Origin of the sequence: Chryseobacterium phocaeense, from assembly GCF_900169075.1 — a bacterium.
Classification (GTDB): Bacteria; Bacteroidota; Bacteroidia; order Flavobacteriales; family Weeksellaceae; genus Chryseobacterium; species Chryseobacterium phocaeense.
Genome location: NZ_LT827015.1, coordinates 2,921,780 through 2,934,378, shown reverse-complemented (window position 1 = coordinate 2,934,378; position 12,599 = coordinate 2,921,780). Strand labels below are relative to the sequence as shown.

Genomic DNA, 12,599 nt, shown 5'->3' with positions numbered 1-12,599 from the left:
CACATAATATGAAAATTAAAGATAAAATACTTCTGATTACCGGAGGAACAGGTTCATTCGGAACCGCAGTCCTTAGGAAATTTATACATACAGATCATTTTAAAGAAATCCGTATTTTTTCCCGCGACGAAAAGAAGCAGGATGATATGAGGAATCAGTTTAAAAATGATAAGCTGAAATTTTATATCGGAGACGTAAGAGATTATAAAAGCATTGAGCCGGCCATGAGAAATGTAGACTACGTTTTTCATGCAGCTGCCCTCAAACAGGTGCCATCCTGTGAATTTTTTCCTATGCAGGCTGTAAAAACAAATGTTGAAGGTACACAAAATGTAATTGATGCAGCTGCGAAGAATAAAGTGAAAAAAGTAATCTGCTTAAGTACAGATAAAGCAGCTTATCCTATCAACGCGATGGGGATTTCCAAGGCGATGATGGAGAAAGTAGCTGTTGCTGCATCAAGGAACCTTGAAGATACAGTAGTCTGCCTTACCAGATATGGAAATGTAATGGCCTCAAGGGGGTCGGTAATTCCTCTATTTATCAAACAGATCAAAAACGGAGATGCCATTACCATCACAGATCCTAATATGACAAGATTTTTAATGTCATTGGAAGAAGCTGTTGATTTAGTTCTTTTTGCATTTGAACATGGAAACCCTGGTGATTTATTTGTCAATAAGGCTCCGGCAGGAACCATTGGAGACCTGGCTCAGGCCCTCAAAGAAATGTTTAAAGCTGATAATCAGGTTAAAATCATAGGAACAAGACATGGGGAAAAGCTTTATGAGACCCTGTGTACCCGTGAAGAAATGATCAAGGCGGAAGATATGGGTGATTTTTACAGAATCCCTGCGGATAACAGGGATCTGAACTATGCCCAGTATTTTTCTGAAGGCGTGGAAGATATCTCTAAAATAGAAGATTATCATTCTCATAATACACAGCAGGAAGACGTAGAAGGAATGAAAAAACTTCTGTTAAAACTTCCGTTAATCAGAAAAGAAGTATTGGGGGAAGATATAATGCAGTATCCAGATTAAATAACTATGGAAAGCCCGGAAATTTTTGCAGGAGGAAACTATTCCGACGAAAGAGGAAACGTTGTTTTTAATAATCAATTCAATGCTTCTGAAGTAAAAAGAATATACTTTATAGAAAATATTAACACCGAATTGATCAGAGGCTGGACCGGTCATAAAATTGAGCAGCGCTGGTTCTCCGTAGTTCAGGGAAGTTTTATCATCAAGCTGATCAGGATTGACAACTGGGAACATCCGTCCAAAGGATCAGATATTTTGAAATTTGAAATAAATGCTGACAATATGGATGTACTTCATGTCCCGGGAGGTTATGCATCAGCTATCCAGGCTGTAGAAAAAGGTTCAAGATTATTGGTAATGGCAAATTACTCTTTGGGAGAAATCAACGATGATTACCGTTTCCCTATAGATTACTTTGAAAATTTATAAAATGAAAAGAATAGGAATTACAGGACAAAATGGGTTTGTAGGCTCACATTTATATAATACTTTGGGATTAAAACCTGATGAATTTGAAAGAATAGGTTTTGAAAGATCATTTTTCGAAGATCCGGAAAAGCTCGATGAATTTGTAAAACAGTGTGATGTCATTGTCCACTTGGCAGCCATGAACCGCCATCCTGATCCTGAAGTGATCTATAATAACAATCTTGATCTGGTGAAGGCTTTAATTGCTTCATTGGAAAGAACAGGCTCTAAAGCACATATCCTGTTCTCCTCTTCATCCCAGGAGGAGAAAGACAACCTATACGGGAAATCTAAAAAAGAAGGAAGACAACTCTTTGCAGAATGGGCAGCAAGAGCAGGCGGAAAATTCACAGGCTTGATTATTCCGAATGTTTTCGGGCCCTTTGGAAAACCCAATTATAATTCTTTCATTGCTACGTTTTGTCATAAACTTACCCATGGTGAAACCCCTGTAATTGACCATGACGGAGATGTAAAACTTATTTACGTAGGGGAGTTGGTTCAGGAAATCATTGAAAAAATTGACACGGAAGAATCTCAGGATTTATACGAAGTTCAGCATACCTCGGAAAATAAAGTTTCAGAAGTTTTGGCGAAGCTGGAAAATTATAAAAACCTATATTTTGAAAGCGGGGAAATTCCTGAATTGACAACAAAATTTGATTTAAATCTGTTCAATACTTTCCGTTGTTATTTTGATATAAAAAATCATTATCCTGTTAAATTTACCCAGCATATAGATCCGCGTGGAGCCTTTGTTGAGGTAATCAGGCTCGGAATCGGGGGACAATGTTCTTTTTCCACAACAGTTCCCGGAATTACCAGGGGAAATCATTTTCACACAAGAAAAATAGAAAGATTCGCAGTAATAAAAGGAAAAGCATTGATACAGCTGAGAAAAATTGATACGGATGAAGTCCTGGATTTTTATCTGGACGGGAATGAACCTGCCTATGTGGATATGCCCATCTGGTATACCCACAATATCAAAAATATTGGCGAAGAAGAATTATATACCATTTTCTGGATCAATGAACCGTTTAATGCCGAGGATGCGGATACTTACTTTTTAACTGTATAATTATGAGGTTAAGTCGGTTTAATATTGAGTCTTATTTTGTTTTTTTCTTAACGTTCGGATATATTTTCGTTTATTCGCTGGCGGTACCGTTTAGTACCTTAAACACCTATTTTTCTGTTCCTTTCCGGATCATGATGTTCCTCGCTAGTTTATATATTATATACACCAACTTTGAGAATATAAAAAAGAGAAAATTAACCATTATTTTTACTGCACTTTTCTGGATCTTATATTTGATCAAAGCTAATTACAGCTATAGAAGCGGCCTGCTTTTGCCTAAGGTGATGAACAATGAATCACAGGTTTATATAAGAATAATTTGCTTGAACATGATACCTTATATTGCTGTTTTGAGTATCAGTCTGTCAAAAGACATCATGGTGAAACTTAATAAATGGGCATTTAATTTTCTGCTTATTATTATCGGAATCAGTAGTCTGTATGCAATTTTTGTAACACATAATATTGAGAGGTCAAACGGAATATTTGCAAGTTATTATATCAGTGTAGGGCATTATGGCTTATCCTTGGTGATATTGTCACTATTTTATTACTTCCAGGTTCCTCAAATAAAGAAGAAATCCATTCTGGGAATTCTCATAGGAATATTTACAATATTTATTTCTTCTGCCAGAAGCCCTATGCTAGCTGCGTTTATTCTTGTACTGATATTTCTGGCTTATTTGAATAAGATAAGATACTGGATAGCATTAGTAGGTTTTATTCTTATTTTTGTAGCAGGAATATATTTTCTAAAACATACCTCTCTTTCAGATTTTGCATTTATCAACAGAATGTATGATGCTATTTTCAAGGGAGACGGATATGGAAGATCATACAATATGCTGAAGGGTATCGATATCTTTAAGAACAATATACTTCTGGGGGGAAATATTTTATTTGAAGATGGAATGTATCCTCACAATATTTTTGTAGAAGTATTAATGAGTATGGGTTTAACCGGATTTATTTTGTTTTGTCTGTACTTTAAAGATCTATTGAAGTTTAAAATATCATATATAAAAGATAAAGTATATAACCTGCCTTATTTATTGTTTTTTGTTCAGTATTTTATATTGGTTTTAACCTCTTATACCATATATGAAAATATGGAGTTTTGGAGTTTTTCAGCAGTAGCTGTATCTATAATATTATTTTGTAATGATGAAAAAATTAAAAGTGATGACGGTCGTAGGCACGCGGCCGGAAATTATTAGATTATCAAGAGTATTATCCGCTTTGGACACTTCCGAAGCCATAGAACATATAATCGTCCATACAGGACAAAATTATGATTACGAACTGAACCAGATCTTTTTTGAAGACCTGGGCTTGCGTAAACCGGATTATTTTCTGGAAGCAGCTGGAAAAACCGCCACTGAAACCGTTGGAAATATCCTGATTAAAATTGATCCCCTTCTTGAAGAACTTCAACCTGATGCTTTTCTGGTTTTAGGAGATACCAACTCTTGCCTTTGTGCAATTCCTGCCAAGAAAAGACAGATTCCGATTTTCCATATGGAAGCCGGGAACAGATGCTTTGACCAGAGAGTTCCGGAAGAAACCAACCGTAAAATCGTAGATCATACCTCAGATATCAATCTTACCTATTCGGATATTGCCCGCGAATATTTATTAAGAGAAGGTCTTCCGGCAGACAGAATCATCAAAACTGGATCTCCGATGTTTGAGGTACTCAACCATTATTTACCGGAAATAGAGAGCTCGGATGTTCTCAATAGATTAAACCTTGAAGAAGGAAAGTATTTCGTAGTATCGTCGCACAGGGAAGAAAATATTAATTCCGAAAAGAACTTTAACGGATTAATGGAGAGTCTGAATGCCATTGCGGAAAAATTTAAATACCCTATCATAGTTTCTACCCACCCAAGAACCAGAAATATGATAGACAAAAAGCAGGTTGCCGTACGACCTGAAATCCAGTTCTTAAAGCCATTAGGTTTCCATGATTATAACGCGCTGCAGATGAGAAGCTATGCCGTGCTTTCTGATTCGGGAACCATTTCTGAAGAGTCATCGATCCTTAATTTCAGAGCACTGAATATCAGGGATGCTCACGAAAGACCGGAGGCCATGGAAGAAGCATCTGTAATGATGGTAGGACTTTCCCCTGAAAGAATTATGCAGGGCCTTACCCAGCTTCAGCAGCAGAAAACCGGTAAAGAAAGAAATTACAGAACGGTTTCCGATTATTCAATGCCGAATGTTTCCGAGAAAATGGTACGTATTATCCTGAGTTATACCGATTACGTTAACAGAGTTGTTTGGAGCAAATAAAACACAATGTCGAAAAAAGTATTAATACACAGTATTGTTTTTGCACCCGATGCAGTTTCTACAGCGTACCTTTATAATGATATTGCGTACAACCTGAAGAAAAACGGGTTTGAAGTGGAAGTGCTTTCCACTATGCCCCATTACAATAAAGTAGAATCCGATCTTGTAAAGACAAAATTTCAAAAAAAATTTCTCGGACTCTATTACACCAGTGATTATAAGGGGATAAAAGTATATCATGTACCCCAGAAAAAATACAACAGTGTTCTTTTACGTGGGTTTATTATGATTTACTGGCACGTATTGTCATTTTTCCTGGGATTGAAGATTAAGAATGTAGATGTTATCATCAGTCCTTCACCGCCTCTTACGATAGCATTGGTATCTATTGCGCTTGCAAAACTGAAAAAAGCCAGATTTATCTACAATGTACAGGAAATCTATCCGGATTTCTTTGTCAATCAGGGGAAGATGAAGTCAAAGTCCGTTTTGAAAATACTTAAGAAACTGGAAAGGTTTGTATATAAACAGTCAGACTCTTTAATTACAATAGATCAGAATTTCAGAGATACGCTTGCCCAAAGAATGGAAGATCCTGAAAAGATTGAAATTATTGCTAATTTTGTAGATACGGAATTGTATCACCCGATACTTCATCCAGTGGTCAACAGGTCTATATTTCCTGAAAATGATACCTTGAAAGTAATGTATGCAGGGAATATTGGATTTGCCCAGGATTGGGAACCATTGATAGAAGTTGCAAAAAGGACCAGAGAACTGCCTGTGACGTATTTTGTAATAGGTGATGGGGCATGCAGATCATGGCTTAAGGATGAGATTGAAAAATATCAGTTAAATAATATCAGTCTGATTGATTATCAGGCAAGAGAAAGTATTCCCCATATTATTAATTATGCGGATTTGCATTTTATTTTCATGAATAGAAAGCTCGAAAAAGATGGGCTGCCTTCTAAAGTGTATACCATTATGGCATGCAAGAAGCCATTGCTGGTCATAAGTAATAAAAATACACCGCTTTATGATCTACTGGAAAATACAGGAGCTGCTTTTTTAATTGAGAATGCATCCAATGACGTAAACAAGGAACTGTCTGCTGTGATAAAAGAATCACTGGATAAGAAAAAATTATTAAGAGAAATGGGTGAAAAGGGCTTTGATCTGGTACAGCAACACTATACTAAAGAAAAAGTTACCGAAAAATACTACAAACACATAAGAAAATTAATTAACAGCTGATTGAAGCGTGATGAAAATAATTATTATAACCCAGGAAGACTCCTTTGTTGTCCCTAAAAATATTGAAAAAATTCTACGAATGGAAAACGTAGAGCTTTTGAAGGTCATAGATATAGACTCAGATTATAGTTTGGTCAATAAAAAATCATATTTTATAAAAGGTTTTGGTTTATTACAGACCATAAAAATGGGACTGCAGGTAGTTCATGCAAAAGTATTAAACACCATAGATACGCTTACATCATATAAACTTGCTATTACGCCTAAAAGTTTAAAAGCTGTTTCCGGTAGGTATAATATTAAATTTCAAAGAATAAAGAATCCCAATGCAGCCGCTTTTTTGGAGGAGATTAAAGCCTTGCAACCAGATGTTATCGTATCTTATTCAGCACCGGTTGTATTCAAAGAGGCATTATTGAAAATACCAAAACATGGCTGTATCAATCTTCACTGTTCATTTCTTCCCAGTTATGCCGGTGTCATGCCAAGTTTCTGGACACTGTACAAAAAAGAAAAAACTACGGGAGCTACGGTGCATTATATGGATACAAAGATTGATAACGGAGCTATTTTAAATCAGAAGGAAATCGAAATTTCTGAAAATGAAACCATGTTTTCCCTGATTGTAAAAAGCAAGGAAATTGGCGGAAATCTCATGTGTGAAACCATTCGGCAAATCCAGAATTCAACAGTAAACGTTAAGGAAAACTTTGCAGAAAAAGGCAGTTATTTCACATGGCCTACAATAGAACAGTTTCAGGATTTTACAAAAAACGGAGGCAAATTGATATGAAAAAATATGCAGTTCTTAGTATGGATGTGGAAGACTGGTACCATCTGGACTATTTTAAAAAGGAAGAGTGTGATCAGAGTCAGTCCACGTTAGATGGATTAGATATTTATCTGGATATTTTAGACCGGTATGATATCAGGACCACCTTTTTTATTGTAGGAGAGCTGGTAGAAGTTTTAAAGGATAAAATTAAACTTATTCAGCAAAAAGGACACGAAATCTGTCTTCACTCTTATGCTCATCAGAGACCGCTTCAGCTGAGTCCCGAAGATTTTAGAAAAGATACCCTTAAGGGGATAAATACATTTAAAGAATATACAGATATTGAAGTAACAGGTTACAGGGCCCCTTGTTTCAGCTTAGACAGAGAACGGCTGGAAGTTTTAAGAGATCTCGGATTTAATTTCGATTCCAGTAAAATAAAGTTCGATGCTCATGACCTGTATGGAAGAATGGACCTTAACGGTTTTGAGGAATTCAACTCTGTTGTGTATAAACAGGGAAATTTCTACGAATTTGAAGCTTCCACGGTAGAAGTATTCGGAAAAAGCCTGCCGGTATCGGGAGGTGGATATTTAAGGATTTTCCCGTGGGCACTAACGAAAATGCTCCTTAAAAAGTATTTTAAAACCAATCAACATTACTTTTTCTATATTCACCCGTTTGAATTTTCAAAAAATTACAATATCCGGATCCCGGAGAATACAGATTTTAAAACAAAAATCAGATTTAATCAGGGAAGAAAAAGTGTGGAAAATAAAATGCATAAACTGATTAAATTGTTAAAAGACAACAATTACGAGTTTGTTACATTCAACCAAATTATGAAAAATGAAGGCTAAACTTCTTTTAACGGGAGCGAGCGGATTTATCGGTTCTCAGATTTACAATGCGCTCAAAAATGATTTTGAAGTCACAGCTATTGCATCATCACCGAAGCATCAGGAATATACGGCTCTTAATCTTCTAAATGAAGAGGCTTGCAGAGTTTTTTTTAAAGACAAAAAGTTTGATCTGATTATCCATGCCGCAGCTATAGCCCACGGTAAAAATAGCTTTAACAGTATGTCCGTAGCAGATGCCAATATTTTGATGACTGACAATGTTTTTAATTTTCTGGATATTAAAGATTCATCTGTAATTTATCTCAGCTCCGTTTCTGTATACAGTTTTAAAAATAACAAGGAGATAATCTCAGTGCATGACCAGCCGATTCCTGTCACAGAATATGGAATCAGCAAACTTGCCTGTGAAAAAAGAATTAAAAACAAAGCCCCGAAATCACTTCATATTCTGCGTCTGGCGCCAGTTTTTTCCCGGAATAACTTAATTGATTTGGGAAAGAGGGTCTTTTTACCGATATTTAAAGTTCCCTTTGTTACCACTCAGGAAAGAGTCTACTCACTATGCAGTATAAATCAGGTGGTGAGCGTGGTAGCAGAAACATTGAAACTGGATGGAGATTCTTTGGTAATTGTGAAAGACAATAAAGATTATACACAAAATGATCTGCTGTCATTTTTTGATTTGGAAAAACCAAAAATTGTAGTTAACAGGAATTTTATCAAACCATTATTATGGATATTGAGTCTGATCCCTGTCTCGAAAGCCCATATCATCAGAGATATGTTTAACAAACTGTTTTACTCTGTAAGATATAGTAATTAAAACCTATTTGATGAATAACTTTATTTTTTTGATTATAGTTGTATTATTGTTTTTGACAGAGCTGATCTATTTCAGAATTGCCGACAAGTACAACATTATCGATAAACCCAATCACAGAAGTGCCCATACACAGGTTACTCTGAGAGGCGGTGGAATTATTTTCCCGGTAGCATTTATTATATTTTGTTTGTTCAACCTGAATGAAGCCATACAGAATTACTGGGCTTTTGGTCTCGGTCTTTTAGCCATAACCAGTATCAGTTTTATAGATGATGTTAAAACATTATCCAATAAAATAAGGCTGTCCGTACATTTGATTTCCGTGGGACTGCTGTTGTATTTTACAGGAGCTTTTAACCTGATGCCTGTATGGGCATGGCCCATCTTATTCATTTTGATCATCGGGACTCTGAATGCCTATAACTTTATGGATGGCATCAATGGAATGACAGGGGCGTACAGCCTGATAACTCTTGGCTCATTGGCTTATATCAATAAAGAGATCATCCGGTTTACAGATGAGAATTTTATATGGTATCCAATAATGGCATGTATGGTTTTTCTATTCTTTAATTTCAGAAAAAAAGCAAAATGTTTTGCCGGTGATGTAGGAAGTATGGGAATCGGTTTTTGGGTCTTAGGGCTCATTACCCTGCTCATCATGAGGACAGGAGAGTACAAATACATCCTGCTGCTTTCAGTTTACGGAATGGAAGTAGTTCTTACCATCGTGGAAAGAATATTGTTGAAAGAAAATATCTTTGAAGCCCACAGAAGACATCTGTATCAGCTTCTGGCTAATGAGAAGAAGATTTCGCACCTGGTGATAAGCTCAGTCTATGCTGTTTGTCAACTATTGATTAATATATTTTTAATTCATTCACAACTCCCTTTTTGGGCCGTTATTTTAATTATATTTATTCCTGCAGGCGGAATGTATTTAGCATTAAAATGGAAACTGAAAAAGGAATACAATTTATAGAAATATAAACCATGAAAATAAAAGAAACTCCACTTAAGGATTGTTACATTATAGAACCTACGATATTCGAAGATGACAGAGGATATTTCTTCGAAAAGTTCAATGAAAAAAAGTTTGAAGAGCTTACGGGGATGAACGGGCATTTTGTTCAGGATAATATTTCTAAGTCTTCGCTTGGCGTGGTTAGGGGAATTCACCTGCAGAAAGGAGAGCATGCCCAGGCTAAATTGGTGTCCTGTCTCGAAGGAAAAGTATGGGATGTGGCTGTGGACCTCCGGGAAGATTCTCCCACCTTTGGGCAATGGTTCGGGATAGAACTCACTGCCGAAAATAAAATACAGATGTATGTTCCCCGTGGATTTGGACATGGATTCTCAGTATTGAGCGAAACCGCAGTTTTTGCGTATAAATGTGATAACTTTTACAATAAGGAATACGAAGGAAGTGTTAAATTCAACGATCCTGAAATTAACATAGACTGGAAGATTGACGAAAAAGACATGATCCTTTCTGAAAAAGATCAGAATGCTCCAGGCCTCAAAGACGGAAATTTCTAAATAAAACCTTGAAAACCATTTCTCTGAAGTGGTTTTTATTTTATGATTCTTTACTCTTTTATTATTTGTATCTTTGCACACTCAAAATCAAAACGATGCGCACAAAATCTGTAGGGAAGAAGAAAATTAATGTAGTTACGCTTGGATGCTCCAAGAATGTATATGATTCCGAAGTATTAATGAGCCAGCTGAAAGCCAATGGAAAAGAAGTGGTTCATGAAGACCGCGGAGATATTGTAGTGATCAATACCTGCGGATTTATTGATAATGCAAAAGAAGAATCCATTAATACCATTCTGGATTATGTGGAGGCCAAAAACAGAGGCGAGGTTGAGAAAGTTTTTGTTACAGGATGTCTTTCCGAAAGATATAAGCCGGATCTTATCAAAGAAATTCCGGATGTAGACCAGTATTTCGGGACAAGAGATCTGCCGGTTCTTTTGAAACATCTGGGAGCAGATTACAAACATGAGCTGGTAGGAGAGCGATTGACAACAACGCCTAAGCATTATGCGTATCTTAAAATTTCAGAAGGCTGCGACAGGCCTTGTTCTTTCTGCGCGATCCCTTTAATGAGAGGCGGGCACGTATCTAGCCCTATAGAAAAGCTGGTTCTGGAAGCCCGGAAACTGGCAAAAAAAGGAACCAAAGAGATTATTCTCATCGCACAGGACCTTACCTATTACGGACTTGACCTGTATAAAAAACGTGCGCTGGGAGAATTGTTAAAAGAACTGGTGAAAGTTGACGGTATTGAATGGATCCGTCTTCATTACGCCTTCCCAAGCGGCTTTCCGGAAGATGTTCTTGACATTATCCGTGAAGAACCGAAAGTCTGTAATTATATAGATATTCCTCTACAGCATATCAATTCTGATTTGTTAAAATCTATGAAACGGGGAACTACCCATGAAAAAACAAATGCTTTACTGGCAAAATTCAGGGAGAAAGTGCCGGATATGGCGGTAAGAACTACTCTGATTGTAGGGTATCCTGGAGAGACGGAAGAAAGATTTCAGGAACTGAAAAACTGGGTAAGAGAGCAGAAGTTTGACAGATTGGGATGTTTCACCTATTCTCATGAGGAAAATACAGGAGCTTATGTGCTGGAAGACGATATCCCGCAGGAAGTGAAAGAAGCAAGGGTAGAAGAGATCATGGAATTGCAGTCACAGATTTCATGGGAGAAAAACCAGGAAAAGATCGGGAAGGTTTTCCGATGTATATTTGACAGGAAGGAAGGTAATTATTTCATAGGAAGAACAGAATATGATTCACCTGATGTAGATAATACCGTTTTGGTGTCAGCGGAAGAAACCTATATTTCAATCGGTGAGTTTGCAGAAGTAAAAATAACATCCGCTGAAGAATTTGACCTATACGGTGAACTAATCTGATAATTCACTCTTTACAAAAATTATTAAGGTTTATTTTTTTAATCAATATTGAAAAATATTAATAAAATTTAACGCAGATTTTACAATGCTTTATTTTTTTATTTAACTGATTTTCAGTTAATTATTATTATACCATATAAAAGTCTTTCATTTTTTTTATATAAAATGAATAAATTCAAAAATTATGTCTTAAATTTGCGCAATAAGCAATGTTTTAAAATCAAATGCTTCAGACAGTTGCCTGTTGAATTAAGCCAAAAAGCATTAAAATATACAATAAGCACAAGTAGGAATGCATCTTCCGTTTTGGAAATATTGATGAAAAATAATGTAATTTAAATTTTAAAAACTTATGAAAAAATTTTTATTAACAGCGACTATGCTCGTTGGCCTTTCGGCAGTTTCCAAGGCTCAGCAGGGACGTGTGGGGATTAACACAACTACACCTTCCGCAACGCTAGATGTGGTAGCCAATACCACTGATAACGCTAGACCTGACGCCTTACTAGTCCCTCGTATGTCAAGAGCTCAGTTAGAAGCCAAAAATGGAGCATATGCTGATGGTTCAGCTGGTACACCTAGTGCACAGAATGGCGCCCTTGTATTTGTTAACGGTTTAGGTGGTTTAGGAACCGGCAAAACAGTAAATGTTACTGCAACCGGGTTCTATTACTATGATGGAACTGATGGTAACAATGTTTGGAAGCCGGTTGGCGGTGGCGGATCAGCTACTACTCAGAGATATGAAAATATCAGAGGTAATGTTACAACTGTTAACGCAGGTTCTTATACTGTTGCTGCAACAGACCACGTGGTAGTTACACAATTTAACGCGGGTGTTGCCATTACACTTCCTACATTGACTAATACACCGGCAGATATAGGCCGTATTATTAAAGTTATTAATAATAATACAGCTCCATCGGGTTTAACTTTTTCCGGACCACTACCTACAGGTGCCAACTTAGCAGCTAACCAGGGAAGAGGTATCGAATTTATATGGACAGGAACTCTTTGGACTATTCCACAAAAATAATTTTAAAATTTAGAACAAG

General features: G+C 36.5%; 13 protein-coding genes. All 13 read left to right on the top strand.

Features of this window, described 5'->3' with window-relative positions; genetic code table 11:
• Positions 1-8 precede the first annotated feature (8 nt).
• A complete protein-coding gene (locus tag B7E04_RS20015) occupies positions 9-1,043 on the top strand; it encodes a polysaccharide biosynthesis protein (RefSeq protein WP_080780297.1) in 1,035 nt (344 codons plus the stop codon).
• A 6-nt stretch (positions 1,044-1,049) separates the two neighbouring features.
• Entirely contained in the window at positions 1,050-1,472 is a 423-nt protein-coding gene (locus B7E04_RS20010) for a WxcM-like domain-containing protein (RefSeq protein ID WP_080780296.1), read from the top strand.
• Position 1,473: 1 nt separating this feature from the next.
• A complete protein-coding gene (locus tag B7E04_RS20005) occupies positions 1,474-2,592 on the top strand; it encodes a polysaccharide biosynthesis C-terminal domain-containing protein (protein WP_080780295.1) in 1,119 nt (372 codons plus the stop codon).
• Between the two features lie 329 nt (positions 2,593-2,921).
• On the top strand, positions 2,922-3,809 hold the full coding sequence (locus B7E04_RS20000) for an O-antigen ligase family protein (RefSeq protein ID WP_165439480.1): 888 nt from the start codon (positions 2,922-2,924) through the stop codon (positions 3,807-3,809).
• Entirely contained in the window at positions 3,757-4,890 is a 1,134-nt protein-coding gene (wecB, locus tag B7E04_RS19995; RefSeq protein WP_080780293.1) for a non-hydrolyzing UDP-N-acetylglucosamine 2-epimerase, read from the top strand. Before B7E04_RS20000 ends, wecB begins: the two co-directional genes overlap by 53 nt.
• Before the next feature lie 6 nt (positions 4,891-4,896).
• On the top strand, positions 4,897-6,147 hold the full coding sequence (locus B7E04_RS19990; RefSeq protein WP_080780292.1) for a glycosyltransferase family 4 protein: 1,251 nt from the start codon (positions 4,897-4,899) through the stop codon (positions 6,145-6,147).
• A gap of 79 nt (positions 6,148-6,226) precedes the next feature.
• Positions 6,227-6,940, top strand: coding sequence for a methionyl-tRNA formyltransferase (locus B7E04_RS19985; protein WP_228439995.1), 714 nt, complete (start codon positions 6,227-6,229; stop codon positions 6,938-6,940).
• Positions 6,937-7,782: a polysaccharide deacetylase family protein gene (locus tag B7E04_RS19980; protein WP_080780290.1), complete on the top strand. Its 846-nt coding sequence runs from the start codon at positions 6,937-6,939 to the stop codon at positions 7,780-7,782. The genes B7E04_RS19985 and B7E04_RS19980 overlap by 4 nt, the downstream gene beginning before the upstream one ends.
• A complete protein-coding gene (locus tag B7E04_RS19975) occupies positions 7,772-8,608 on the top strand; it encodes an NAD-dependent epimerase/dehydratase family protein (RefSeq protein WP_080780289.1) in 837 nt (278 codons plus the stop codon). The genes B7E04_RS19980 and B7E04_RS19975 overlap by 11 nt, the downstream gene beginning before the upstream one ends.
• Positions 8,609-8,618: 10 nt before the next feature.
• Positions 8,619-9,590 carry an MraY family glycosyltransferase gene (locus B7E04_RS19970; RefSeq protein WP_080780288.1) on the top strand — a complete coding sequence of 324 codons (972 nt, stop codon included), beginning with the start codon at positions 8,619-8,621 and terminating at the stop codon, positions 9,588-9,590.
• Between the two features lie 11 nt (positions 9,591-9,601).
• Positions 9,602-10,147 (top strand): dTDP-4-dehydrorhamnose 3,5-epimerase, encoded by a 546-nt coding sequence (gene rfbC, locus B7E04_RS19965; RefSeq protein ID WP_080780287.1) that lies wholly within the window; start codon positions 9,602-9,604, stop codon positions 10,145-10,147.
• A 95-nt stretch (positions 10,148-10,242) separates the two neighbouring features.
• Complete coding sequence (rimO, locus tag B7E04_RS19960; protein ID WP_080780286.1) at positions 10,243-11,544, top strand: 30S ribosomal protein S12 methylthiotransferase RimO; 1,302 nt, start codon at positions 10,243-10,245, stop codon at positions 11,542-11,544.
• 379 nt (positions 11,545-11,923) lie between these two features.
• Positions 11,924-12,580 carry a hypothetical protein gene (locus tag B7E04_RS19955; RefSeq protein WP_139785456.1) on the top strand — a complete coding sequence of 219 codons (657 nt, stop codon included), beginning with the start codon at positions 11,924-11,926 and terminating at the stop codon, positions 12,578-12,580.
• The last annotated feature ends 19 nt before the right edge of the window (positions 12,581-12,599 follow it).